We start from the raw sequence: 26,602 nt of genomic DNA, 5'->3' as shown, positions 1-26,602 counted from the left end.
CGCAGCTAAAAAGCTGCTCATTGAACATATATCCCATAGTGGAGGAGCTTGCTTCGGGCAGCTCCTCTTTCGGTTTTATTGTAGAATAAAGCGGGACTGGATGGCGTGGAGGCAAACAGCCAATCTCTCTACTAGGGGATTTTGTCAGGTCCTATCATAAAGTGCTTCTCGTACTATTGCTCAATATCGGACTTCTTGCTATTGTTTGTTTATTGAATCAGGTAAACTAAATATAATACAAAAATTGGAGATGATACGGATGGACTATCGCACAATCGGCAAAACAGGAATTCAAGTTTCAAGTTTGTGTTTCGGAACCATGTCTTTCGGGGGGAATGCAGATGAGGAAACATCCAAAAAAATGTTTAACCGCTGCCGTGAGGCAGGCATTAACTTTTTCGATACCGCAAATGCCTACGGCATTGGTGCTTCAGAGAAAATATTAGGTTCTTGTATAAAAGATTGCCGTGATGAAATAGTACTGACAACAAAAGTGTTTAACCCCATGGGAAAAGATATTAATGCAAAAGGACTCTCCCGTCGTCATATTATGCTAGAGGTCGAAAATAGTTTAAAACGTTTGGAAACAGACCGTATTGACTTTTATTTTGTTCATCAATTCGATCATTTAACACCGATGGAAGAAACGCTTCGTGCCCTTGATGACTTGCAGGATCAAGGAAAAATCTTATATCCTGCTGTCAGCAACTGGGCTGCATGGCAAATCACCAAGGCATTGGGCATTTCGGCAAGGGAACAACTCGCACGTTTTGAATTAATCCAACCTATGTACAACTTGGTGAAACGTCAATCCGAGGTGGAAATACTGCCTCTTGCTGAGTCTGAACAAATCGGGGTCATTTCCTATAGCCCTCTGGGCGGCGGGCTTTTAACGGGTAAGTACGGGGTCAATCGCAAACCAGAGCAAGGACGTTTAATCGAGCAAAAAATGTATACAGCCCGGTATGCCGATCAGATGAACTTTGAAGTGGCAGACCGTTTCAGCGCCTATGCCAAAGAACAAGGGATTCATCCTGCGACTCTCGCTGTTTCATGGGTTATGTCACACCCGGCGATTACGGCACCGATTATCGGGGCAAGAAACTTGGAACAGCTGGAATACTCTCTCTCAGCACTTGAAATTAACATGACTCCGGAGTGGAGAAATGAAATATCGGCCATTTCCATCACTCCTCCGCCGGCAACCGATCGTTCGGAAGAAGTCATGTAGTAAAAGTGCCTAAAGATTTATTACGCCTGCTCAGCTTTGGCTTGATGATCGGGGCAATCCCAACTATATGTGATGTTCATTACAATGTTGTAAACGGTCTTAAGATTGCTGCATAATTGCATAATAGAATAACATCCGTCAATGCGATAAAGTGAAAAGAGGGCCGATTGCGGCTCTCTTTTCACTTTTGCTCTCATAAACGGATAAAAGCAAGCTTACCATGAACGAGTGGCGCGGCGGATATTCAGACCATTGCGCATGATAAGGGAAATGCCCTGTACCCCGGTCGTTTTGCCATCTGGCAAGTTGAAGTTTGGATGAATAGGGGTATTCCAAAGTATTCTTGATAAAAAGATACCCACATGCTAAGATAATGGACATATGGTTAAAAGATGAACATATGTTTAGAAAGGTAATGGATTGGGGCAGATATGGTAAAAACATTTAATAATGAACAAATATCGAAAGACAGCTTTCTCGAACGTGTTGCGCGGATGTATTATATGCTTAACATGAATCAGCAGGAAATATCGGATCAGTTAGGAATTGGGCGATCTTCAGTAGCCCGGTTTCTTAGTGAAGCCCGGGATCGGGGCATCATTCAATTTCATATTCGTTCGGATTTGGAAAATTCACGATGCACCGCACTTGAACAACGGATCTCGGGCAAATATAACTTAAAGGATTGCGTCGTGTTCCGAAAGGAAGAGTCGGCTAATTCTTACGAAACGCTGGCCAGCCAATATCTCAACTCCGTGCTTCCAACACATGGGACCATAGGATTAGGCTGGGGAAGGACGTTATATGAGATCGGAACCCAAATGCATTTATGCGACTCCCGTCCCGATTTGAAAATCGTGCAGCTCTCGGGAGGTTCCGGTGCCAAAGAAGAGCTGATTCCGGCAGCGTCGGTCATTCAATTGTGGGCACAGGCTTTGCGGGGCAGGCCGCTTTTGTTTCCTGCGCCGGCGGTGGCAGCGAGTGAGGAAAGCAAGAATAATTTTCTCACGGATCCAAGCATTCAGGATATTGTACAGGAGATCAGCAATGTATCCGCTGCGGTAGTGGGCATAGGCGGCACTGGAGAAGATGCGACCATTATATCTTCGGGTCTGGTTCGCGGCTTGGATAGCGGTATGCTGTCCTCTGCAAGTGTCGGCGATGTTATTTTTCATTTTTTCAACGAGGAAGGCAAGTTTTCGAATAAAGATCTCAGTGACAGAATTGTCGGTGCTTCACCGGAGGATTTCCTGCGAATAGGGATGCGTATTGGTACTGCCCACGGAGTCGGTAAGACGAAGTCCATTCTCGGTGCTTTGAATGGTGGACTTGTTCACGTGCTGATCACGTCAGAAGAAACAGCGGAATCACTGCTGGAACATACTTAATCGTGCGGCAAATGGGCAAACATACAGCGTTCAAGCCAGTAATCACCTTAAAAGTGATTGCTGGCTTACTTTTGTTTGGTTGGAAATCAGGATTAATTTATACAGGGAGAAATCCGTTTACAGAAAAAAAGAAAAATGGTAGTATGAATAAATCGGACAAATTAGTCAAACTTGGACAAATGTTCATTAACCAAGGAAGACTTATGAAAGGAGGGATTCTAATGAATATTTTAGTGACGGCCCCTTATACACCGGAGGCGTTGGAAGAAGTAGGGCGTTATGGAAACGTGCACTTCAGACCATGGAAGGATCATGGCAGAGCCTTTCATGCCGATGAATTGCTTCAACTGCTGAAAGAAACGAATGCGGATGCCTTGATTACGGAACATGATCATGTGGATGATGCGGTGATCAGCTCCACCAACTTGATATTTATCGGTGTATGCCGGGGAACACCTTCAAACGTAAACGTTGAAAGCGCAACAAAAAAGGGGATTCCGGTATTTCATACCCCCGCACGAAACGGACAGGCAGTGGCTGAACTAGTGGCAGCGGGATTAATTGTATTTTTAAGGAAAATGCGTGAAGGAGAGCAGTGGCTGAAATCCAGGGAGTGGAAGGGAGATGCGCATGAATCATATCTCCAGTTCCGTGGGCACGAGCTCTGCGGCAAGACGGTGGGCATTGTCGGATTTGGGGGAGTTGGGCAAAGAGTTGCGGCGGTTCTTAAAGGCTTCTCATGTAAGATCCAATACTTTGATCCCTATATAAAGCAATTACCAAAGACGGATTATTCATCATGCGGGTTAGAACAATTATTCTCAACAAGTGATATTGTGTCCATTCACTTGCCGGTAACCGATGAAACGATTGGATTAATTGATGAATCCTTGTTTAAGCTGATGAAGCCAAATGCTCTGTTTGTTAACAGTGCACGTGCAGCAGTCGTTAACCGGGAAGCTTTGTTCAAAACATTGAAGGAGAAGCGCATCGCAGGTGCTGTAATGGATGTGTACTACCACGAACCTCCGGACGAGTCGGATTACGAACTGATAAATCTTCCCAATGTCTATGCGACCCCGCACATTGCAGGTGCTTCTTACGAGGTTGATGGATATAGCGTCGCCATTATGAATGATGCGCTGGAAAAGTGGTTTTCACAAAATAACACTGAAATCCGGCAGCTGTTTAATCGGTCTGTCCTTATAAGCGAGCGTGGGAGCTCTTGACCCGAATCTATTTGATGAGACATGGAGAAACCCAATGGAACCGTGATCATAATCGTTATTGCGGCCTATCTGATATTGCGTTATCCCCCCGTGGAGTGGAGCAAGCAGATCTTGCTTCTACCTTCATGAAGTCCGTTCCCATCGATCTGGTGTATGCTTCCAATCTGCAAAGAGCGGTGCATACAGCTATCCCATTCGCAGAGCAGAGGCAGTTGACCGTCATTCAGGACCGACGGCTGACAGAGATTGATTTTGGTCTTTGGGATGGGTTGAAGGCTCGTGAAATCGTGGAGCAATATCCGGATATCTGGAGGAATTGGTGTAATAATCCAGTGGTGGTGGGAGCCGGAGATACAGGAGAGACGGCAGCTTCGGTATATAAACGCATGTTTGAATTTATGACGGATCAATATGCTAAGCAGCCCGATAAACGGATTCTCGTAGTCAGTCATAGTACAGCTATAAGGATTCTGGTGGCAGGTATATTAGGAATGGCGCTTGGAGGTTACAGAAAGCTGAACATCCATAATGCGAGTGTTTCTGTACTGGAGGTTCACGAAGAGGAAATGCGCATCCTGCTGCTGAACAGCAGATACGACAGCTTTGGGTAACGACCTGATAAGTTGGCTAAGTAGCCTGGGAGGGACTAAGAATGACTGTAAGAGGCATAGCGCACAGAGGTTATCCGGTCAAATATCATGAGAACACATTGCCATCCTTTCAATCGGCGTGCGAGTTGTCTTTCAGCCATTTGGAACTGGATGTGCATCTTAGTAAAGACGGAGTACCTGTAGTCATACACGACAAGACACTTGAGAGAATGACAGATGGATCCGGATATGTGAAGGACTATACAGCTGCTGAGCTCCGTCAGTTTAGGATTGGTGAGACGGAAGTGATTCCTACTTTGGAGGAAGCGCTTCTTTTGTTGAAGGATCGGATCATTGTCAGTATCGAGATGAAGCAGGAAGGGGACCTGTATCCGGGTCTTGAACAAGCGGTGCTTGATGTGGTTCTCAAGGTGGGAATGATCGAACAGGTATATGTCATTTCGTTTGATCATTTTTCTTTGGCCCGCCTGCGCGAATTGAATAGGGATATTCCAATCGGGTTGGTCTTTCATGGCAGCTTGCCCTACGTGTTTCCTTTTGTTAAGGAAATTCAGGCCAGTTATTTGGCGGTAAGGCTCTCTTTCCTGACGGAGCAATATGCCAGGATGATTGAGGAAAAAGGGCTTCAACTGATTGCATGGCCTGTTGATAGTTATGTGGAGATGGAACTTGTGATGAGCAGATACCCGTCTGCTTTGATTTGCACCAATCAATTGGAACGATGGAAATCATTTCTGGAGTCCCGCTAAAGCGGGGAGAATATCCATTCGAGGCATTATATCAGTGTGCTGATATAATGCTTCTTTGTATGTGCGGCTCGAATTTAGGCTCAACCAATTCTTTACAATCAGATTGTTGACGACTCATTTGAGGGTATGCTAAGATCATGGCGTGGTCAAATAATCCAAAACTGAGCAAATGTCCAAAGTTAATAATGGTCACTCGAACCATAAGCATTTGCAAGGAGGTGGGCTTACATAGTTGAGAGATCGTCTATTCGTTCTGGGCCGTTGGTATCCAAATGTGTATTCGGCTGAGAGAACGATTGTAAATTGAAAGCGTTTACTTTTATGAAAATATGAGAATCAAATGGAGGAATTATAGTGAATCAGAATCGATTCTACTTTACCGCAACATCAATTATTCTGGCTATTACACTTTTGTTATCCGCCTGCTCAAGCAATACCAATGGAAAAGTAAATGCGCCTGTACAAGAACAGGAAAACGTCGGTCAAGCAGGAAACGAAGAGCAGCCAAACGCCAGTGGCAAATACGATCCACCAATCACCGTTTCGATGGTACGCGAAATGCCGGGTGCACTTACCTTCCCGGAAGGTGACTCGCTGGACAATAATGTTTTTTCAAGGCTGCTGGAGGAAACGTATGGGGTCAAAATTGATAATAAATGGGTGACAGATGGAACGGCTTATTATGAAAAACTGAATGTTTCGATTGCATCAGGCGATTTGCCGGATATCTTCCGGGTACAGCCGGCTCAGCTCAAGCAGCTGGTCGATGCCGGAGTGGCTGCCGATCTGACCGACGTATATAAAAATAATATCTCGCAGCTTGCCGATGAGAAGCTCCGTAGTGATGGGGGCGTAGGTATGGAATCGGCTGCAATTGACGGGAAGCTGATGGCCATTCCATATGTCAGTTCGCCAAGCGAAGGGGCTCAGATGCTCTGGATACGCAAAGATTGGCTGGATAACCTGGGCTTGCAGCCACCGAAGACCATGGACGATGTATTGGCCATATCTAAAGCATTTAAAAATGACGATCCGGACAAAGATGGCAAGAGCGATACGTTCGGGATTGGCTTCTACCAGAATATTTTCGGCGGGTTCGGCGGCATGACAGGATTCTTCAACAGTTATCACGCGAATAAGAACATGTGGGTGAAGGATTCCGGCGGCAACGCACTTGTTATGAGTAATCTTCAACCAGAAATGAAACAGGCGCTCGGCAAGCTTCAGGAGCTCATAAAAACAGGCGAAATCGACAAGGAATTCACAGTGAAAACAGCCGAACTGCTGCTCCAGGATATCGTTGCCGGCAAGATCGGCATGTTTTACGGTGGCTTCTCTGAGCCGTTGAATAAATTGAACAGAGCCGTGGAGAACGATCCAGGCATGGTCTGGGAGATGTATCCTCTCACCTCTGTCGACGATAAGCCGGCTATGCCACAGGTGTCCGCAATGCCTGGCGCATATTGGGTCGTAAATAAAGACTGTAAAAATCCGGAAGCCATTATTAAAATGATGAATCTGTACGTAGAGAAGATGTTCGGGGAAACAGCGGACTTCAAATACATGTACGATGGGGACTATGCCGTCTACTTGTACCAGGAGGTAAGAACATTCGGTGCCACGAAGAACCTTGAACACCATCTTGCAATTAAAGCGGCATTGAATGGGGACGAAAGCAAGCTGAATCCCGAAGGCAGAGGCTATTACGAACAGGTGAAGCAGTATCAGGCTGGCGACAAGTCCATGTGGCGTTATGCGAAAATATTCGGTCCTGATGGAGCGGAGACGGTTATCGACAAATATATGAATGAAAACCTGTTCAACTATGATGAGTATTACGGGCTTCCTTCAGATATGATGGCGGACAGGAGCAGTACCCTGAACGACTTGACGAGTCAAGTATTCAATAAAATTTTGCTCGGAGGCTCGCTCGATTTGTTTGACAAGTACGTCGAGGACTGGAATAAACTCGGTGGTAAAGAAATCACGGATGAAGTAAACGAATGGTATGCCCAGCAGAAAAAATAGGATGGAAGGTAAGGAGTGATGAAGAGTGGGGGATTTACGGACAATCAGGTCTTCACGATTGCCGCTGCATTTGATGATTTTACCCGGATTTGCTTTACTCATTGTGTACCATTACATTCCTATGTTCGGCATCACGCTCGCCTTTCAGAATTTCAAGCCTACACATGGATTGTTCGGGTCGAAATGGGTTGGTTTGGATAATTTCAAATACATGATGGCGCTGCCTAATATATATCAGGTCATATGGAATACCATATACATTGCGGTGATGAAGGTAATCGCGGGGCTTGTATTTCCGATTCTGATAGCTCTACTGCTCAATGAAATCCGTATCCGGTTTATCAAACGAAGTATACAGACTCTTATTTATTTGCCGCATTTCCTGTCATGGATTATATTGGGCGGTATTCTCATCGATATATTGTCTCCGTCTACGGGAATTGTTAATTTATCACTGCAATGGCTGGGATTTCAACCTGTATTTTTCCTCGGTGACCCCAAAATATTTCCATATACTCTTGTAGGTACCGATCTATGGAAGGATTTCGGTTTCAGCACAATTGTCTATTTAGCGGCAATCAGCAGTATTAACCCGAATTTATACGAAGCTGCCGTTGTCGATGGAGCCAATCGATGGAAACAGATTTGGCATATTACCCTGCCGGGTATGATGCCTGTAATCATCCTTCTTGCTACGCTAAGTCTTGGTCAAATTCTGAATGCGGGATTCGATCAGGTATTCAATCTGTATAACAGTGCGGTTTATGAAAGTGGAGATATCATCGACACGCTTGTATATCGGATGGGTATTCAGAAGGCTCAATATTCATTGGCGACTGCGGTGGGTCTTTTCAAATCGGTTGTTTCTTTTATTCTCATATCGGTTTCGTATCTTTTAGCCTACCGCTTTGCGAATTACCGCATTTTCTAGGGCTGCGGCCTTCTTGAGCAATCTGCTGGTCCGGACGGAGCGGGACGTTGAAGCACTCTTCTGTGGCTCTTCAACGTCCCTCTCTCCGCTCTCCGTATTTAAACAGATATTCGTGTGTAACCATTTAGTCCTGAGGAGGAAGGCTGTTGGTTCAGAATGCTGCATTCACATCCAAATTGTTCATGTTTTGCAACCATACGTTTCTTGTCTTGCTTTCGCTCTCCTGCATATTTCCGGTGCTGCATATATTTGCTGTCTCTCTCAGCTCCGACGTAGCGGTTGCGGGTGGATATGTTAAATTGTGGCCGGTGCAATTCACAACTAATGCTTATGAGCTTGTTCTTACTAAAATTGAGTTTCTTCGTTCAATTGGAGTAACGCTGCAGCGTGTGCTGCTTGGAGTAGCCATTAACATGATATTAGTTGTTCTGCTGGCTTATCCGTTATCAAAGGAAGAGAAGGTGTTTCCACAGCGTACGCTGTATGCCTGGCTGCTGGTATTCACGATGCTCTTCCATGGCGGATTGATTCCCACCTTCATGACTGTCCGCGCAACTGGAATTCTCGATACGATATGGGCGCTTATCCTTCCTGGTGCTGTTCCCGTGTTTCATGTTTTGCTGCTGCTGAACTTTTTTCGGGGGTTGCCCAAGGAATTGAATGAAGCTGCGATGATGGATGGTGCGGGGCATATGACAACGCTGGTCAAAGTGTATCTGCCGTTATCGATGCCTGCACTGGCAACGATCGGCTTATTCAGTATCGTCGGCCATTGGAATGCGTGGTTCGACGGTATGATTTATATGAATACACCGACCCATTATCCGCTGCAAACCTATCTTCGGACTATCGTAATCGACCTGGACCTGAGCTCGCTAAGCGGAACGGGAGATACGCTGAAGGAGTACGATAAAATTTCTACGAGAACTGTACGGGCTGCACAAATATTCCTGGGTGCCTTACCCATTCTTATGGTTTATCCCTTTCTGCAGCGCTATTTTACCAAAGGAATTGTACTTGGCAGCGTTAAGGAATAAAACAAGTTCAATGAACAATGGACAACCTGATTAAGCAAGGGGGAAGAGGGAGTGCAGCAGCAAATCCATCCTGTATTTATCGGAGCGGATATAGGCACGCAAGGCGTGCGGGTAATGGCCGTCGACGGCCATGGTGATGTTTTATCGTCACGGTCGCAGCGATTTGAATGGGTGAGTTCAAGAGAGGAGCAATCTCCGCAGGAGTGGTGGTCTACTCTCTTACAATGTTTGAAACAGACAGCTGCTGACCTGAAACAGCTGGATATGACGGACGCTATTCAAGCGATCTCCGTTACTGCGACATCAGGAACAATGATAGCATTGGATAGCAGCTTCCATCCATTAAGCGCAGCCTTGATGTACAGTGATCCGCGATCACATTTGGAAGCACGAGCGTGTAATGAAGCAGAGTTGGCTGGAGAAAGTCAGGGCTATCATACGTTCACCAGCTCGTCCGGGTTACCCAAAATAATCTGGTATACACGCAGCTTCCCAGAACAATCAAGCAAGATCAGACTGTGGGCACACGCGGCCGATTATATCATCGGGAAATTAAGCGGGGTCTGGGGAGTGACCGATTATTCCAATTCCCTGAAATCAGGCTACAGTCTTGAAGCCTCGCGCTGGCCATCCTATATAGCGGATACCTTTCATTTGCCAGCGTCCTGGTTTCCAAAAGTCTCACCGCCAGGTACGGTCATCGGTCGCCTTGATCTGCAGGTAGCAAAGCAAACGGGATTCCCGGGTACGGTTAAGGTCGTGCTCGGAATGACGGATGGCTGTGCTTCTCAAATCGCATCCGGCGCGGTCAAGCCAGGGGACTGGAATACCACAATTGGCACCACAATGGTTATCAAGGGCGTTACGCGAAACAGGCTTGTTGATCCGCATGGCCGTCTATACAACCACAAACATCCGCAAGGCTATTGGATGCCTGGAGGCGCAAGCAATACAGGGGGCGATTGGATTGCCGCAGAATATGGAGATGAGGAATTGGAAGCACTAAACCATCATGCCGAATCACTAGTCCCTACGCCATGGATCTCGTATCCGCTGCAGCAGGCGGGCGAGCGGTTTCCCTTTATTTCCGACAAAGCCAGAGGGTTTGATTCGCCGGGTTTGAATAAAATTCAAAGGTTTGCTTCCCGAATGGAAGGCGTTGCTTATCTGGAGAAGTTGTCATATGAAATCATAGAACAATTATCGGGCGAAACGATATCCAAGATATTTACAGCGGGTGGAGCAAGCAACAGCCGGACCTGGCTGCGTATAAGAAGTTGTGTCATGCAGAAGCCGATATACAAAATGAAGCATGCTGAAGCGGCCGTTGGCGCAGCGATTCTTGCGGCTTCCGGCACATACTTCTCTCATTTGGAGGAAGCAAACCGAAATATGACTCAATTGGAGCATGCCACAAAGCCGCTAAGCGATCAGCGCTTTGAACGGTATGTGGCGAATTATGACCGCTTTAAAGAACAACTGCAGGAAAACGGCTATCTTTGAACCCCCAGGAAACGAAGTGTGTGTCCCGAGATTGATTTGGTCAGCCAATGAGTAGGAGAGTTATTGCCGCTGCCAGTATGGACGCTAATCCCTTCAAGACTGTGCTCAAATCGGAAGGGTTCAGGAACAAGATTAATCAAGCAGTCCTGTCGCCCACCAAAACGGAGTCATGATCAAAAAGTTTCGGCATTATCGCGCCGAGGCTTTTTAACATTTAGACAAAGAGCCAAATGGCATAAAATGTTGTCATATATGGACTGCTAATGAATTAACAGCACAGTATCAAATGGGCGGCACAGCGGTATCCAAACATTTGACAATCCTTAAAGAGGCCGGAATGGTACTTGACCGAAAAGTAGGTATTTCCATAATATTTGCGTACAACAGAACAAGGCAATGCTGCCCCCGGGTGTACAACTGGTGTGGTACTTGGCGGACACATACCCATTTACATCCTAGAAGATGACTGATGGCTGTTGTCAGTCCGTTTCCCGATCTGGCGAGCAGGCTCGTTACAATCTTTCCAAACTAACGGTTGACACAATAGCAAGTCCAATGGTATTTTTACATTAACGTTAATGTTATCATTAATATTACGTCGACCATACGGAAAGGAGGATCGGTTTTTATAATCATTCATTATTGGTAAGCGTTTTCTTTCTAATAAGTTCAAAAGGGGTGTATGCATTGTCAAATTTTCAAACAACAAGGGCTAAAAAGCTGCCGACTACTTTTCAGTATCAACGAGTAAAAAATCTCCCTGTCAGCGCTGTGCGAATCAACGATACATTTTGGGCGCCTAAATTGAATGTCATTCGGGAAGTAACCGTTCACGATGTGTTAAACAAGTTCGAAAGCGACGGAGCGATGAGAAATTTCGATTATGTGAGCGAGGGGAATAACGGCTATCACTCAGGTGAACCGTGGTTTGATGGACTTATCTACGAGACGATAAGAGGCATATCGGATATTTTGGCCGTACATTACGATGAAGCTTTGGACAAAAGAGTCGATGGGATCATCGAAAAGATAGCCCGGGCGCAAAGGAAAGTAGGAGATGGCTATATTAACACGTATACGCTTCTTGATCGTCCGAACCAGCGATGGGGCGACAACGGAGGCAATTTGCGTTGGCAGCACGATGTCTATAATGCCGGTTGTTTGGTAGAAGCAGCCGTCCATCATTACAAAGCGACCGGGAAAACGAAGCTGCTTGAAGTTGGCGTGAAGTTCGCGAACCATATGAGCGATCTTATGGGTCCACCGCCGAAACGAAATATCGTACCCGCGCATTCGCTTCCGGAAGAGGCTCTCTTAAAGCTCTACCAGTTAGCCGTCGACGAGCCGGTACTCGCCAAGGCATTGAACGCTCCCTTCGAGGCATCCAACTATTTGGATCTGGTAACGTTTTGGATAGGAAACCGGGGCAACTGCGAAGATCGACCTTCCTGGGGAGAGTACGCACAGGATCACAAGCCGGTATTGGAACAGGACGAGGCAGCCGGCCATGCCGTTCGAGCAACGCTTCTGTACACAGGTCTGACTGCTCTCCATTTATCAACGGGGGAGCCGAATTATTTAGAAACAGCCAAGAAGCTTTGGAACAATATCGCACTCCAAAAATCTCATATCAGCGGTGGGGTAGGCGCCGTGCATAATGAAGAAAAATTCGGACATAACTACGAGCTTCCCGACGATGGTTATTTGGAAACTTGCGCTGGCGTGGGGATGGGGTATTTTAGCTGGAATCTGTTTTTGGCGACGGGCGAATGCCAGTATATCGATACGCTGGAAACGGTTCTTTATAATATTTTGCTGGCCGGCCGTTCCATGAATGGCCATAAATACTTCTATGAAAACCCGCTTGTCAGCAATGGCGGACATAACAGATGGGAATGGCACAACTGCCCTTGCTGTCCGCCGATGATCGTTAAGATGCTGCCTGAATTGCCGTCATTTATATACGCATACGATGAGGATGGGGCATTCGTAAACCTTTATGTGGAAGGCGAAGCCGAAATGAAGATCCGGAATATGGACATCAAGCTGACCCAGCACACCGCTTATCCTTGGGACGGTTCGGTTGACATCACGGTATTGCCTGAGCGAGAGGTTCATTTTCAAGTTCGTCTGAGAATTCCGGGGTGGTGCGAGAACTACTCCATTCGCATTAACAACGAGCCGGCAGCATATAGCGTCAAGAACGGATATGCCGTGATCGACAGGGAGTGGGGACTCAAGGATGTCATCCGTCTCGAGCTGGATATGCCCGTCGTTCTGATTGAAGCCCATCCTTATGTGACGACGCATGCGAATAAGGCGGCAATCAGGCGTGGTCCGATGCTCTATTGTCTTGAATCGATGGACAATGAAAGGTATGTGATAAAACGCGGCATGGCTCAGTATACGCGTGAATCGTTGGACAAAGGAATGGGCTTGAAACGCCAACTTCCGCATAGGCCCATTTTTGAGGTGGAGTACGTGAAGGACTTCTTTGACGGCGCCGTTATCGTTCACACGAAAGATGCGGAGAATAATGACCTTACCGCGATTCCATATCCTTATTGGAATAATCGATCGCGCGGGGCGATGAACATATGGCTGCAATATGAGAAGCAAAATGGGATGGACGGATGGGAAAACCGGCTATATCGGACGATTACTGCAAGTTCGAACGGCTGGCAAGATGAAAATGTGTGAACCCGCTTAGATAAAGTGCTTTCTTTCATAGAAGCACTTTTCATAATCGCTTTTACATTAACGTTAATGTAAAAAAGAAAGGGGTTAATTGAGATGAAGATGATAAAACCCTATTTTATTTGGACGGTCATTATTCTAGTTCTTGCTGCTTGCAGCAGTAACGAAACGAACAGCGGCCAGTCAGGTGCTGCAGCTGAACAATCTACGAATCAAGCCGGCAGCGGTAAGCAAGAGCGTGTAACCATGAAGTACACTTTCTGGGGAAGCCCGAATGAGAAGAAGGTCCAGGAGGCAGCCATTAAAGGATTTATGAAGAAATACCCATGGATTACGGTCAAAGCGCAGCATATCCCCGAGGAATACACGACTAAACTCCAAACGATGGCCGCAAGCGGCGAGACGCCCGACATTGGACTCTTGTACGGTGAGGATACGATGAAATGGGCAGAGGAAGGCAGATTGTATAATATTAAGGATTTTTTTGACACCGATTCGGAAATTCAGTTATCGGATGTTTTGGAAAACACCCAGTACTGGTGGGATGAAGGCAAGCTAGCTGGCATAAATGGAGCGCTCGAGGTGTTCGGACTCTTTTATAACAAGACGATGTTCGAAGAGCTTGGCGTAGATCCGCTCCCGACTAAAGCGGAGGACGCGCTAACTTGGGAAGAGTTTGTTGATGTTGCACAAAGACTGACGATCGACAGCAATGGACGAAATGCGCTTGACCCGGCATTCAATCCGCAAAAGATTAAACAATTTGGGGTAAGCTTGCCGACTTGGGCTTATATGAATGCCGTTGCGAGTAATGGCGGGAAGTTCGTGAACGAAGACGGCACGAAGCTCATGCTCTCAGAACCGGAGGCTATCGAGGGCATTCAGCTCTGGCAGGACTTGATTTACAAATACCATGTGGCGCCGACGCCGACCCAATCCTCTTCCTTCCCTGGCGGGGCAGTAGGGCTTCAGAGCAAAAAATTCGCAATATCGATGGATGGACAGTGGACTTTGGTTGATTTAGGCGTGTCAGGGCTGGATTTCGGAATCGGGGTGCTCCCGGTCATGAAGCAAATGAAAACGATGAACCTGGGCGAACCGATCGTCATCTTTAAAGACACGAAGCATCCTCAAGAGGCCTGGCTTCTGCTGAAATGGATGATGAACCCCGAGAATACGCTGGAGCTTCAGGCAAGCGGATTATGGATGCCCGTTCTCAAAAAGTGGTATGAAGACCCGGAATTGATCGCGAAATGGGCGCATGGAAATCCGGCTCACCCTGAAGGATATGTGGACGCGATTTTGGATAATGGATTTAAGAACGGGTTTCAAAATACGGTGTATTTCGTAAGAAATGTTCCGGAAATAAATTCGGTATTGCAACCTGCATTTGATCTGATATGGCAAGGAAAGCAGTCGGCTCAGGAAGCGCTGAGCGATGTAAAGCCAAAGGTCGAGGCCGTACTGAAAGGCGTTTATGCCAAGTAGGTAGATTTGGGAGCGGTTAGTCGTGACGATTGGCCGCTCCAACGAGACGAAGAAAGTAGGTGGCGTCTTTGACCGAAGTTGCAGCCTGGATTGCAAATCCGGTATCGTCGTTCAAGAAGAGAAGAAAGAAAGAGGCTTTGTACGGATATCTATTCGCATCACCTGTCATTCTGGGCTTTCTTATTTTTGTGCTGGGCCCGATGATCGCAAGCTTTGTCTTCAGCTTTACCGATTATAACGTGATCAGCAAAATGAATTTTGTCGGACTGAGCAACTATCAGCATTTGTTCGACGGCACGGATCCCTTTTTTTATAAGTCTTTGGGGGTTACCGCTTATTATGTGCTTCTTAGCGTTCCGCTGCAAATCGTTTGCTCATTTTTTCTGGCATTGTTATTGAATCAAAACGTAAAGGGAAGATCGATTTTCAGAACGATTTTTTATCTTCCGACGATCGTACCGGTCGTTGCTTCCTCCGTGCTGTTTTTATGGCTGTTCAATCCCGATATCGGCTTATTTAATCAACTATTAGAGCTTTTGGGGCTCCCGACATCGCAATGGATCTATTCGGAACGAATGGCGGTTCCCTCTCTTGTATTCATGAGCTTATGGACAATCGGCGGCATAACGGTTATATTCTTAGCCGGGCTGCAGGGGGTTCCCCGGCATTTATATGAAGCGGTAGAGGTTGATGGAGGGAAGGCCTGGCATAGGCTGCTGTACGTCACGATTCCGCTGATGACGCCTACCATTTTCTTTAATACGGTCATGGGTTTGATAGGAGGCTTTCAGATCTTTGGCCAGGCCTATATTATGACGCAAGGTGGGCCCAATAATGCCACGCTCTTTTATTCCTTCTATTTATATAGGGAAGCGTTTGACAATTTTCGAATGGGAAGCGCTTCAGCCATTGCATGGGTATTGTTTGTCATTATTTTAGCCTTAACGCTGCTGGTGTTTAAAACTTCGAATCTATGGGTGTTTAACGAAAATGAGGAGGGGAAACGATGATCCGCTCGAAAAAAACTAATTTTGGGTTGTATGCGGTTTTATTTTTGCTTTCATGCGTTTGCATCTTCCCCTTCTTTTGGCTGATCAGAAGCTCTCTGATGCAGATGTCTCAAATTTATGAAACCCCGCCGACCTGGATACCATCGCCCTTTCAGTTCAGCAATTATTCGGAAGCGTTGACGATCTTGCCGTTCGGGCAATATTTTTCGAACACGCTCCTCATCGTTGTCTTGGAGGTTAGCGGCGTTGTTTTGACAAGCTCAATATGCGCCTATGCGTTTGCCCGCTTGCGATGGCCAGGAAGAAATATCGTATTTATGATGGTTTTGACAAGCATGATGCTGCCAGGAGCCGTAACGCTGATACCGGTATTTCTGGGATGGTCGGCGCTTGGTGCAATCAATACGATTATTCCGCTGACCGTACCGGCCTGGTTCGGGGGAGGAGCGTTTAATGTATTTTTGATCCGGCAATTTTTACTTACCATACCGAAGGATCTGGATGAAGCGGCGCTGGTCGACGGGGCCGGATACTTTCGGATATTTACCCAAATCATGTTCCCGCTCGCGAAGCCGGCTTTGATCGTTGTTGGCCTCTTTGCCTTTCTAAACGGCTGGAACGATTTCCTCGGACCGCTTATCTATTTAAATGACGAGGCGAAATTCACGCTTGCTTTAGGCTTGCAGTTGTTCAAAGGCATGTACAACGCGCAGTGGCATTTAATGATGGCAGCCACAACAATGGTCGTTCTACCGGCCGTTCTTGTCTTCTTTCTCGGGCAGAAATATTTCGTTGAGGGCATTGTGATGTCCGGGGTGAAAGGGTAGGGATATGATAAAATTATTTGCGAGCGATATCGACGGAACGCTGATGAACAGACGCAAAGAGATCCATGAGCGGGACATCAAAGCCTTGCGGGAGGCAGCAAAGAAGGGAATGACCATTTGCCTGGCCTCCGGGAGAATGTACAGCGAAATAAAATTAGTGATGGAGCAGCTTTTGCTGCCTTGCTATGCGATTTGTCAGAACGGCGCATCCGTATACGATGATACGGGGGAGTTGTTAAATGCTTACCACTTTGATAGCGAGCTGGCGGCGGCTTTGTTTGAATTTGTTAATGCTCCCGGATTGGTCCCCGTCGTTTGTGCTACATATGGGAATTACGTCGTCGAATGGAATGCATCCGTGCAGCGAGTAGGCAAACGCTTCCTGAATCCTCTTATGGAGAAACGGGATTTAATCGAATCGGTCAGAAGCCGGGATTTTCGGGTGACGAAGTTATCGATTTACGGAGAAGTCCGAGTTCTCGGGCGTTTGCTTGATGATCTCGCGAACGCCTTCGGGGAGAACGTTACCGCGTCTTTCTCAGATCCGGACGGGATCGATATTATGCCGGCAGGGGTAGATAAGGGAAATGCCCTGCTTTCGTTAATGAGACACCTGAATATCGAAGCGCATGAGGTGGCTTGCATCGGGGACTCGTACAATGATCTCGCCATGTTTCGAGAAACGCCTCACAGCTGGGCAATGGCGGGCGCCGACGAAGCGGTAAGGCGGGCAGCCGCTCATTTGGCAAGCTGCGTCGCTGAAGCATTGAAAGCAACAGCGGATGGTGATGTTTCCGGCAATTGACCATGATTGACGGAAATGGAGTAACATGTTATGCTTCCTGCATTAACGATAATGTCAGCGTATGGCATCGATCTTTGTCAAGGAGAAGAGAAGAAATGGATGGAAAGAAAATAACGCTAAAAGACATTGCTCAAGCCACCGGTTTGTCTATGAATACGATCTCGAGAGCTTTAAAAGATAAAGAGGACATTGCCGAAGCGACGCGCAAAATGATCCAAGGCGTTGCGAAGGAAATGGGGTATGTCCGTAATTCCCTGGCCGGTTCCCTTCGGTCGGGTCTTACGCGAACAATCGCTGTCATCGTCGGCGACGTTGCTAACCCCCACTTTGCGATCATGGTCAAAGATATCGAGAAGGCCGCAAGGAAGCATAACTATACAATTATCGTCCTGAATACGGAAGAAGATAATGAATTGGAAGAGCGGGCCGTTTATACCGCGATTAGCAAAAATGTGGATGGCATTATTATATGTCCGGCTCAACACAGCCCTGATAATATTCGTTTCATTCAAAAAAACGGCGTTCCCTTTGTATTGCTGGGTCGGCATTTCGCGGATGAGAAGGATTTCGATTATGTAATTTGCGATGATTTTAACGGCGGTTATCTGGCGACTCGCCATCTTCTAGAGAACGGACACCAAAAAATTCTGCTGCTGAACGGGCCATCCCGCATCTCAAGCGCCAGGGAACGGTTAGAAGGATACAAACAGGCTCTGAAGGAATACGGAATGCCAATAGACAGCAAGCTTATTACAGAGAACGGGGTTTTGACGGGAGATGCGAGAAAAACGGTGAAGGAGCTTGTAACCGTTGGAGCCGACTTTACCGCTATTTTTGCGTTCAATGACGTCTTCGCTTGGGAAGCCATCTATATGATTCGAAAAATGGGATTCCGCGTGCCTGAAGATTTTGCCGTAATCGGCTTCGACAACATTCAATCAAGGAACTTTCTTCCTTTCTCATTGTCCTCGATCAGCAATTCCAAGAGTAAAATGTCGCGCCGAGCCTTGGATATTTTGTTGAATAAGATTAATAAACCCAAGATCCAGAACCATTACCATGAAACCGTCGAAACCAGGCTAATACTAAGGGAAAGCACGCAGCGCAACTCCTAGAGACCTTTCTTTCAAAAAATCGATTGACAGCTAACTAAGGGTGATGTTAATTTAACATTAACGATAATGTTATCATTAATGTTATCGAAGAGGAAAGAAGGAGGAAGCAAACGAATGACAGCAGTAAAATATGTGCCGCAATCGATGACATCGCCGCTTTTCGTAGGACAGGGGAAGATAGAGTACGGGGAAAAACAAGTGCCTGCGCCCGGACCGGGTCAATTATTATTAGAGGTAAAGGCGAATGCGCTGTGCGGTTCCGACCGGAGTCAGTTTTTTGAAGGCTCGCAGGCGACACCGGGGCACGAAGCAGCCGGGATCGTTGCGGCGGCAGGGCCGGATACGATGGCGGCGGTAGGTACGCCGGGCGTCGTATTCTTAATGGACTATTGCGGTGAATGCAGCAGCTGCAAGCTGGACTTCACGAATCAATGCCTCGGCAAGCGGGCGGATTACGGGTTCACGCATGATGGCGGCTACGGGCCGTATATGCTTATCAACGAAAACGTGTTTTTTGCGATCGATCCGTCCATTCCGCTTACGGAAGCGACCATGCTCCTCGATATTATGGGAACGGGCGGACATGCGATCAAACGCGCTCAGCTTGTTCAGCCGGAGATCGGTTCGGTCCTGGTAGCAGGAGCGGGGCCAATCGGGTTAGGCGTTCTGGCTATGGCCAAGCTGCTGCTTGGCGCAGAGACACCGGTCTTTATTATGGATTTTGTGCAGTACCGCCTGGACCTCGCCGAGAAGATGGGCGCGATTCCCATCCAACTCGCTAGCGGAACAGTGAAGGATGCAATCCATCAGGCCGGTCTTAGCGGCGCTGATCTTGCAATCGATACGAGCGGCAAGACGGCGGGACGTCAGACGGCATTGGACGCATTAAATCAGCGGGGTGTGCTTGTCTGCGTCGGGCATGGGCAGGAACTGAACCTGCAGGTATCGAGTGACCTCATTGCGACGGAACGGGCCGTGCTCGGCAGCGAATATTTTAAATATAGCGAATTAGAGGAAAATCACAGCCTGATTCAACGAAATCTGCCGTATCTGAGTCAGATTATTACGCATCGCCTCGGCGCGGACAAAATTCAAGAAGCGTATGAGTTGTTTTTCAAAGGCGATACGGGTAAGGTGGTTATCGAGCAATGAATGAGCCAAGCAAAGTAAAGGTCGCGCTCGTCGGAGCAGGCGGCACGGCGAGTCGCCTCGGATTGTCGGCAGGCTTCAATAGTGCGGGGAGCTGGGGGTTGCAGCATGCGCGCATTTTCGCCACGAGACCGGACGTTGATTTCTGCGCAATTGTGGGAAGAGACCCGGATAAGACCCAGATGAAGGCTCGGGAATATGGGGCGAAGGCGTACAATAGTATTGAAGAGATGTTAACGAAAGCATCGCCGGATCTGGTCAGTATGTGTCTGCCGAATCAAGGGCATTTTGAAGCAACCCTTCAAGTCATACAGGCGGGGGTTCCCTTATTCGTCGAAAAACCGCTCGTCTTTGACTTGAGAGAAGCTGATGTGCTTCTGAACGAAGCAGCGAAACGCAATGTCTTCTTTGCCATTAATTTTAATCATCGCTTCTCGAAGCCTGTACAGCTCGCCCATGAAGCGATTCGCACTGGCCGGTTAGGCGATCTGACCTTCGCTTCCTGGAGATTTGGCGGAGAAGGCTCAAGCGACCACCCGCATGCGAATCTTATCGAGACACAGTGCCACGGATTCGATATGCTGGAGCACCTATGCGGTCCGATTGAGTCGGTTATGGCGGAGATGACAGATAAAACAGGCAAAGGGTACCGAACGCTGTCGATTGCATTACGGTTCGCAAGCGGCGCAGTGGGCAGCTTGATCGGCACTTATGATTCCTCTTATGCCTATCCAGACACGCATCGTGTTGAATTAGACGGTACGAAAGGACGTTCCGTCATCCATGATACGGTGAAGCGTTACACTTTTCACTCGGTTGGCAATGAAATCGGGGAAAGCTGGGAAGCGGGATATTTCAACGATGTGGATCGCGAATTCCACCGGACCTTCGATAAACACGTAGATGCCTTGCTTCATAGCCTCAGGGAGAAGCAGCGGCCGCCTGTAGACGCTAAAGCGGGCTACCGGGCGTTATTAATTGCGGAAGCGGCTGTTCAATCTTTCGAAAGCGGTAGACGGGTTAATATTCAGACGTATATGTAAGGCATCGAGAAGCTTAAGAAGCCGCATATCTATATCAGCAATCGCCTTCTACTTGGCCTTCTGGGCAAGATGGAGGGCGATCTTCTTTATTCGATTTATTAACATATTATGTCCAGATGTCCGGCCAACTTTTTCCTTTAATTTGCATATAAATTATTTGCATGCTTAACTTTGCTTATGAGTTATTATTTTGTAGGTGTTAATTTCAAACAGGCACTACAGATTGTATCCCTTATTACAATTGTACATATTTTAATCCTTTTTATTATAGATACTACAAGAGGTTAATCAAGGCATTTGACGAAGGAGCTGCCGCGGCAGCTCCTTTTTTGCTTCTTCGCAAAATCTCGGTTTTACGAACAATGAGGAGGATAACAGATTAGATTACAGCATATAGATCAAAGTACCGCCAAACCTTGTGATCCAAAATAAGGGGAATAACTTGAAGCAACAACCTGTAATCTAACTAAACGACTGCCCTCGTCATTGATTTGAAATACCGATACTGTACCCTGATTTCCGTTAAGCGTATAGAGATATCGTCCATCTTGACTGACTTCAATATTCATAGGAAAACCGGTTGGTATTCCTGCCGGCGTACTGGTAACATGCCCGGCTACCGTTAAGGCACCGCTGCTGCTAATTAGAAAGATGGTTATTGTACCGTTTAAGGTGTTGGTCGCATATGCAAAACGTTCATTTTTCGATGCCGCCACCCAACAAGTGGCCTTTTGTCCCGTCGGTACAGAGCCACTTATCACTTGAAGTATGCCGTTATCGCTTAAGGAATAGGAAGAAAGCGCATTAGAACCTACTTCCGTAACTAAAAGCAGCCCGGAGGAAAGGAAATAAGAGCCAAACGGCATGTTACCATTGGATTCATTAATCATTGGTCCTGTTACCGTGCCATTTTGATTAACGTTAAAGACGCTGAGACGGTTTGTGGTAAGTTCAGGTATAACTATTTTGCTTCCGTCAGGAGTGAACAGGACTTGTGCGGGTTGAGCATTAATGGTGCTTAGAGAGCGAATAGATCCTGGAATAGGAATAAGACGCCCGTTATCATCTACGTAAAAACCCGAAATATTCGATTGATTGGCGGCATCTCCTACATTGGAGACATAGAGAAGGTTTCCGAAGACACCGATACTATTGGGTTGGGCACCTCCTGATGGTTTTATGTCCGAGAAGATAAGATGCCCATTTTTAGTTACCATAAAGCTGCTGATACTATGACTACCTGCATTAACCGCAAAAAGGAAACGACCATCACGGGACAAAGTTAAAGAGCCTTGAGAATGAAGAGGATCGATTCCATCGTTCGGCGTTGCGGTTGAGACTTCCTTTGTCCCCGTACCTTTTCCGTAGGTCGGATAGGAAGCCATAAAGGTGAGCAATCCATTCATGTCCCGGTAAAATGCCACGACCTGATTCATATCGTTCGTATTGGTCATCATGTATACCATACTGGGCATTTTGTGATTCCCTCCTGCATATAATAACCGAATTATAATGGGTCAAGTTACGAACAATTGGTTCAACAATGATATGTTCTATATTATTCTTCGGAATAATCTTTGAGACCTAAAACCAAGCTCTAACAGATAAGATACAGACCAAGCGATTACAATGAAGAGCAAATCACGTAAGAATAAAAAAAATTGCCTTCAGAGGCGGTGTATTTTGTGTATCAAATCTTAGATTATGGTAAATAAACCAAATTTTTATTTGTTGTATATTTCCGATAATTTATTTAAATAAGCATTCATTACATCCGGTAGAAAGACCAAACTCATATATTTACCCTCACGAATATTTTGAATAAGCCCAGCAATTTCAAGTTCCTTTAAATGATGGGAGATCGATGGCTTCTTGCATCATGATTGAGAAATTGCTTTATAACACGTGTTAAGAAGGGGGGCGATCAGCTTGCCGCATATCAGTAGTAATTCACATGCAAAGAAAAAAGATAACTAAGTCTATAAAACGAGGTCTAAATATTGAAAATAAACACGAACCTCTCGAAATTGTGGCTAGGAATACGTCGATGTAAAAAAGTTCCCAGTAGCGTTGCGATAACAATTGCTGGCAGAGATAATCCGAAAAGGGTAAACAAATCTTTTGTCCATAACCCACCTAGTGCTTGACCGGCAACCACAAATATACCAGAAATAAGGAAATGAGCTTGTAAGGTTCCTCGGAAGCGATCTGGGCTCCAACGACTTTATGGTACCGTAGACGACGATAGGTACCCCATTAAAATTAAAGGCGCTACTAAGCATCCCAGCAGCAAAGCCAAATGGCAATGCCCAAGCGGGATTATTCAATAAAGGAGGACGTTGTGATGTCTTAATTAACATAGGCTTCGTTAGGTCCCCGCATCGACAAATACCTTGGTTCTTCCGAGACATATCTGGGTGCGTAGCCTCCTGTCGATTACATCATCGTACCGCTCACTTTCTAACAACCTAACCAGGAAAAACCACCGGTATGCTTTTGTGGGGAGATGGCGAATGCAAATTGTTTCTCGCCGCACGAGAAAATATGGAGAAATAATGAAATAGATGATATATTCAAAATTCTAGTAGACAATATAAACATATTATGGCAAAAATAGGATTAGATAAAATTACGCACCCAAATTAATATTGACAACAAGTTCACCGTCGTAAAGAAGGGCGCCAAACACTCAGAAGCAGTGATACTTCTGGCCAATCAATCGGTAAAAAATTAGTTCAGCGAAACGGCTGATGCCGGCAAATTCCACAGTCAGGAGGGAATCGAGTTCTTTCTGAAATGCCATAATTTTATCGTATTAGCCTTTATTCTCGCCGTCCAGCGTGAAAAACCTTCCGAATGCAGACTGGAAAGCGTTTCCGATTCCGTACGACGCCACTTGGGAGACGGCTGGAACTGGCGCAAATCTCCAATATTGAAAGACACGAAGCAGTCGTCGAAATTTTGAAGTCGCAGGATCCTTCCAAGCTACGGCGATCGCGAGGCATGGGTTTATCTGCGCGTATTCGGTGAAGGCGGCTCTCAGGAATTGCTAAAGCAGTACTCCGATTTGAGATAAATCATGTAGCTTTGTTACAAATACATTATACTAGGAGGGTATGTATGAAAGCACATAAGAAATGGATCGCCATTATGCTGTCCATTTGCATGTTGATGGGGACGTCTGTAAGTTTGTCAGCGGCGCCTGTCACGGAGGCTCCCGTGTCTAGCGAGGGGGTAGGAAACGCCGTTACTCTCACCCTCGACCCCGGCGTCACGTACCAAGTCATGGAGGGATTCGGCTTCTTCGGCGCTATGAGAAACTGGAGTAATAGCGTCATCAACCCGAATCTATACTATTCAGAAGCTTGGATTGACGAGATTTTGCTTGACCTTGGCCTTACTATGTGGCGCAACGAGGTATATCCCTTTATACCTCCGGACACGGGGCATACTACCTACGACAGCCCCACGTATGGCACTCAGGATACTGACTGGGCAAGGCAAAAGCCTATGGTAAAAGCCCTGAACGACAGGGCTAAGGAATTGGATATCCCCCTGAAGATTATCCTTACCGCCTGGACGCCGCCGCCGCAATGGAAAAGCAACCAGCATTCAAAGAGCATATCCGGCGGAGACGGCAGTCAGGAGACTTTGATAGCTATCGGCGGGCATACGGGATACCTTCTACCCGAGCATTTTGAGGATTATGGCCGCTGGTGGGTGGAAGTCCTTGATATGTACAAGGCCGAAGGAGTGGACGTATACGGCATAAGCCTGCAAAACGAGCCTTTCTTCCCTCAGACCTGGAATTCCGCCTATATCATCCCCACCCAGTACGTGGCCATGTTAAAAGCCGCCGTGCCTGTTATCAAAGAGGCGTATCCCGACATAATTATATACGGAGCGGAGCATATGCTGGAGCATGAGAACCGGGGTTGGAACCCATACCATCCGGTGATTATGGCCGACGCCGCAGCAAGAGAGAACCTTGACGCTTTCGCTGTGCACGGCTACTCAGATGGCACCCAGGCCACCGATATCAGTATGCATAAAGGGTTTTGGGAGGCTGAAAAAGCTACAACCGCGCCTTCCGGCAACCCCAGATGGATGACCGAAACATCCGGCTACGGCAATAACTGGCTTAATCGGGAGAGCAACGGGAACAGCACGCTTACCTTAGCCATGGCTATACAATCCGCCTTGCTATACGGCGATGTTTCCGCATGGACATTCTGGCAGGGCTATGTGTCGAGTACCAATCCAAACCAATATGAGCTGACGAGTCAGAGTTTAGGCCGAAACAGCAAAAAGTATGCCGCTTCAAAGCACTTCTACAAATATATCAGGCCTGGTGCCGTCAGGATTGACAGCCAAGTGACAGGTGTGCCGGAAAGCGACCTGCTTGTTACAGCCTTTACCCATCACGAAGACCAAACCCTGGTTATAACCTTGGTAAACTCAAGCCTAAACAACCAGGTGCTAAACATCGAAGGCGTAAGTGCGTTGGAATACGATATGTATGTAACTAACGCGACTGACAATTTCACATCCAAAGGAAAAGTATCAGGCGACATCACTATCCCGGAACGTTCCGCCGTGACTTTGGTAGCCGATACCAGCGGCACAAACGTAATACCGAGCCAATATACTGTTACCTTTGACGACGAAGGTGCGAAAACCCCCACCAAGGTTGATGTTGGCCAAACTGCAACGGAACCCGCGACCCCAGCCCGCGCGGGCTATATCTTTAACGGCTGGCGGGTAGGCAGCGCGGATCGTGGGATCCTTTATGATTTTAGAAAACCCGTGCTTTCCAATTTAATGATTTACGCCTCCTGGATACCGGAAAGCATGGTGCTGACCGATGTCGCCATAGTCGAAGCGGCCCAAGTGGGCGGCGCAGACGGTACAGCCGACAGCACAGGCATACAGATTACATTCAACAAGGCGGTAACAGGCCTGACTGCCGATGATATAACCGTCACCGGCGGCTCCACGGATTTTTGGGGGTCGTCGCCGCTCAATACGGGCGGCATCACCGGATCGGCAGTCAAGGGGGCTACATTGACCGGCTCCGGCGCGACTTACACCGTACACCTCTCAAGTGTGGCAAGAGGGGGCATTGTCACCGTCGGCGTAAACAACTTCGGGACCTTCAACATAACCGGAAACACAATGCGTACTGTGGAAGTATTTAAGGATAGCAGAGATCCGGCGGATATATGTACGGTCACCTTTGACATCGGCGAGGGCAGCGAAGTTCCAAACGCCACTGTAACACTTGGCCAAACCGTCGCCAAGCCAACCCCGGACCCAACCCGTGAAGGCTATACTTTTGACGGCTGGCGTATAGGCAGCGCGGCTGGCGACGCATACAACTTCGACGACCCTGTAACCTCTGACTTAACATTGTTCGCCGCGTGGGTGGAAATCACGCTCGTCAGCGCGACGCCTTCCGCATATGTGACGAAACTCACCGGTAATATGAACGATCTGGCGATCACGGTGACAGAGAGCTATTCCGACGGGACGAAAAATTATATCACTGTGACGCTGAAGATCAACAACAACGCCGCGGGGACGTATCAAGTCGGCGGGTATAGGGTCTATGTCGACACGAAGGGCAACACGCAGATTCACGATATCCGCATCGTGAACTAACGATTTCTTATGTGTTAATCAATTAACGAAATCGTTACAGGTGATTGCAATATATGACTTCCGCGGGCGGCCACGTCGCGAACATGGTTTGCGCTTCGGC

The 26,602-nt window shown here is 47.1% G+C and carries 19 protein-coding genes and 1 pseudogene; 19 read left to right on the top strand and 1 reads right to left on the bottom strand.

The window, feature by feature from the left end; all coding sequences use genetic code 11:
* Positions 1-259 precede the first annotated feature (259 nt).
* The 18 genes and pseudogenes from AC0YOA_RS12885 to AC0YOA_RS12800 all read left to right on the top strand — a co-directional run bounded on the left by AC0YOA_RS12885 (position 260) and on the right by AC0YOA_RS12800 (position 20,841).
* Positions 260-1,231, top strand: a complete 972-nt coding sequence (locus tag AC0YOA_RS12885; RefSeq protein ID WP_475786907.1) for an aldo/keto reductase — start codon at positions 260-262, stop codon at positions 1,229-1,231.
* Positions 1,232-1,662: 431 nt separating this feature from the next.
* Complete coding sequence (locus AC0YOA_RS12880; protein ID WP_475786906.1) at positions 1,663-2,619, top strand: sugar-binding transcriptional regulator; 957 nt, start codon at positions 1,663-1,665, stop codon at positions 2,617-2,619.
* Between the two features lie 221 nt (positions 2,620-2,840).
* Positions 2,841-3,848, top strand: coding sequence for an NAD(P)-dependent oxidoreductase (locus AC0YOA_RS12875; protein ID WP_475787383.1), 1,008 nt, complete (start codon positions 2,841-2,843; stop codon positions 3,846-3,848).
* Positions 3,845-4,459 carry a histidine phosphatase family protein gene (locus AC0YOA_RS12870; protein WP_475786905.1) on the top strand — a complete coding sequence of 205 codons (615 nt, stop codon included), beginning with the start codon at positions 3,845-3,847 and terminating at the stop codon, positions 4,457-4,459. The genes AC0YOA_RS12875 and AC0YOA_RS12870 overlap by 4 nt, the downstream gene beginning before the upstream one ends.
* Before the next feature lie 41 nt (positions 4,460-4,500).
* Positions 4,501-5,208 carry a glycerophosphodiester phosphodiesterase gene (locus tag AC0YOA_RS12865; protein WP_475786904.1) on the top strand — a complete coding sequence of 236 codons (708 nt, stop codon included), beginning with the start codon at positions 4,501-4,503 and terminating at the stop codon, positions 5,206-5,208.
* Between the two features lie 354 nt (positions 5,209-5,562).
* Positions 5,563-7,236, top strand: a complete 1,674-nt coding sequence (locus AC0YOA_RS12860) for an extracellular solute-binding protein (RefSeq protein WP_475786903.1) — start codon at positions 5,563-5,565, stop codon at positions 7,234-7,236.
* A 73-nt stretch (positions 7,237-7,309) separates the two neighbouring features.
* Positions 7,310-8,167, top strand: coding sequence for an ABC transporter permease (locus AC0YOA_RS12855; RefSeq protein WP_475787382.1), 858 nt, complete (start codon positions 7,310-7,312; stop codon positions 8,165-8,167).
* 146 nt (positions 8,168-8,313) lie between these two features.
* A complete protein-coding gene (locus AC0YOA_RS12850) occupies positions 8,314-9,204 on the top strand; it encodes a carbohydrate ABC transporter permease (RefSeq protein WP_475786902.1) in 891 nt (296 codons plus the stop codon).
* A gap of 51 nt (positions 9,205-9,255) precedes the next feature.
* Positions 9,256-10,707 carry an FGGY-family carbohydrate kinase gene (locus AC0YOA_RS12845; protein ID WP_475786901.1) on the top strand — a complete coding sequence of 484 codons (1,452 nt, stop codon included), beginning with the start codon at positions 9,256-9,258 and terminating at the stop codon, positions 10,705-10,707.
* A gap of 262 nt (positions 10,708-10,969) precedes the next feature.
* Positions 10,970-11,092 (top strand): annotated as a pseudogene (locus tag AC0YOA_RS12840) (transcriptional regulator); the annotation flags it as partial.
* A gap of 302 nt (positions 11,093-11,394) precedes the next feature.
* Complete coding sequence (locus AC0YOA_RS12835; RefSeq protein WP_475786900.1) at positions 11,395-13,407, top strand: glycoside hydrolase family 127 protein; 2,013 nt, start codon at positions 11,395-11,397, stop codon at positions 13,405-13,407.
* Between the two features lie 93 nt (positions 13,408-13,500).
* The gene (locus tag AC0YOA_RS12830; RefSeq protein ID WP_475786899.1) at positions 13,501-14,892 is read left to right on the top strand and encodes an ABC transporter substrate-binding protein; all 1,392 of its coding nucleotides are present in this window, start codon (positions 13,501-13,503) and stop codon (positions 14,890-14,892) included.
* A 68-nt stretch (positions 14,893-14,960) separates the two neighbouring features.
* A complete protein-coding gene (locus AC0YOA_RS12825) occupies positions 14,961-15,902 on the top strand; it encodes a carbohydrate ABC transporter permease (RefSeq protein WP_475786898.1) in 942 nt (313 codons plus the stop codon).
* Complete coding sequence (locus AC0YOA_RS12820; protein ID WP_475786897.1) at positions 15,899-16,729, top strand: carbohydrate ABC transporter permease; 831 nt, start codon at positions 15,899-15,901, stop codon at positions 16,727-16,729. The genes AC0YOA_RS12825 and AC0YOA_RS12820 overlap by 4 nt, the downstream gene beginning before the upstream one ends.
* A gap of 4 nt (positions 16,730-16,733) precedes the next feature.
* Complete coding sequence (locus tag AC0YOA_RS12815) at positions 16,734-17,534, top strand: Cof-type HAD-IIB family hydrolase (protein WP_475786896.1); 801 nt, start codon at positions 16,734-16,736, stop codon at positions 17,532-17,534.
* A gap of 95 nt (positions 17,535-17,629) precedes the next feature.
* Positions 17,630-18,649, top strand: coding sequence for a LacI family DNA-binding transcriptional regulator (locus AC0YOA_RS12810; protein ID WP_475786895.1), 1,020 nt, complete (start codon positions 17,630-17,632; stop codon positions 18,647-18,649).
* A 114-nt stretch (positions 18,650-18,763) separates the two neighbouring features.
* Positions 18,764-19,801: a zinc-dependent alcohol dehydrogenase family protein gene (locus AC0YOA_RS12805; protein ID WP_475786894.1), complete on the top strand. Its 1,038-nt coding sequence runs from the start codon at positions 18,764-18,766 to the stop codon at positions 19,799-19,801.
* Positions 19,798-20,841, top strand: coding sequence for a Gfo/Idh/MocA family protein (locus AC0YOA_RS12800; RefSeq protein WP_475786893.1), 1,044 nt, complete (start codon positions 19,798-19,800; stop codon positions 20,839-20,841). Before AC0YOA_RS12805 ends, AC0YOA_RS12800 begins: the two co-directional genes overlap by 4 nt.
* Before the next feature lie 398 nt (positions 20,842-21,239).
* Here the strand turns inward: AC0YOA_RS12800 and AC0YOA_RS12795 are convergent, their stop codons facing one another.
* Positions 21,240-22,316 (bottom strand): lactonase family protein, encoded by a 1,077-nt coding sequence (locus AC0YOA_RS12795; protein ID WP_475786892.1) that lies wholly within the window; start codon positions 22,314-22,316, stop codon positions 21,240-21,242.
* A 1,645-nt stretch (positions 22,317-23,961) separates the two neighbouring features.
* Here AC0YOA_RS12795 and AC0YOA_RS12790 point away from each other — a divergent pair.
* Complete coding sequence (locus AC0YOA_RS12790; RefSeq protein ID WP_475786891.1) at positions 23,962-26,502, top strand: InlB B-repeat-containing protein; 2,541 nt, start codon at positions 23,962-23,964, stop codon at positions 26,500-26,502.
* Positions 26,503-26,602 lie beyond the last annotated feature (100 nt).

The organism is Paenibacillus sp. JT22N12 (assembly GCF_056269365.1).
The sequence above is the reverse complement of the archived record's forward strand: the minus strand, read 5'-3'. Positions and strand labels throughout refer to the sequence as shown.

Bases quoted from the DNA above. Each gene is read 5' to 3' on its own strand.
- AC0YOA_RS12875 (WP_475787383.1), top strand. From the start codon at position 2,841: ATGAATATTTTAGTGACGGCCCCTTATACACCGGAGGCGTTGGAAGAA.
- AC0YOA_RS12820 (WP_475786897.1), top strand. From the start codon at position 15,899: ATGATCCGCTCGAAAAAAACTAATTTTGGGTTGTATGCGGTTTTATTT.
- AC0YOA_RS12815 (WP_475786896.1), top strand. From the start codon at position 16,734: ATGATAAAATTATTTGCGAGCGATATCGACGGAACGCTGATGAACAGA.
- AC0YOA_RS12810 (WP_475786895.1), top strand. From the start codon at position 17,630: ATGGATGGAAAGAAAATAACGCTAAAAGACATTGCTCAAGCCACCGGT.
- AC0YOA_RS12805 (WP_475786894.1), top strand. From the start codon at position 18,764: ATGACAGCAGTAAAATATGTGCCGCAATCGATGACATCGCCGCTTTTC.
- AC0YOA_RS12795 (WP_475786892.1), bottom strand. From the start codon at position 22,316: ATGCCCAGTATGGTATACATGATGACCAATACGAACGATATGAATCAG.
- AC0YOA_RS12880 (WP_475786906.1), top strand. From the start codon at position 1,663: ATGGTAAAAACATTTAATAATGAACAAATATCGAAAGACAGCTTTCTC.
- AC0YOA_RS12800 (WP_475786893.1), top strand. From the start codon at position 19,798: ATGAATGAGCCAAGCAAAGTAAAGGTCGCGCTCGTCGGAGCAGGCGGC.
- AC0YOA_RS12830 (WP_475786899.1), top strand. From the start codon at position 13,501: ATGAAGATGATAAAACCCTATTTTATTTGGACGGTCATTATTCTAGTT.
- AC0YOA_RS12855 (WP_475787382.1), top strand. From the start codon at position 7,310: ATGATTTTACCCGGATTTGCTTTACTCATTGTGTACCATTACATTCCT.
- AC0YOA_RS12865 (WP_475786904.1), top strand. From the start codon at position 4,501: ATGACTGTAAGAGGCATAGCGCACAGAGGTTATCCGGTCAAATATCAT.
- AC0YOA_RS12790 (WP_475786891.1), top strand. From the start codon at position 23,962: ATGAAAGCACATAAGAAATGGATCGCCATTATGCTGTCCATTTGCATG.
- AC0YOA_RS12885 (WP_475786907.1), top strand. From the start codon at position 260: ATGGACTATCGCACAATCGGCAAAACAGGAATTCAAGTTTCAAGTTTG.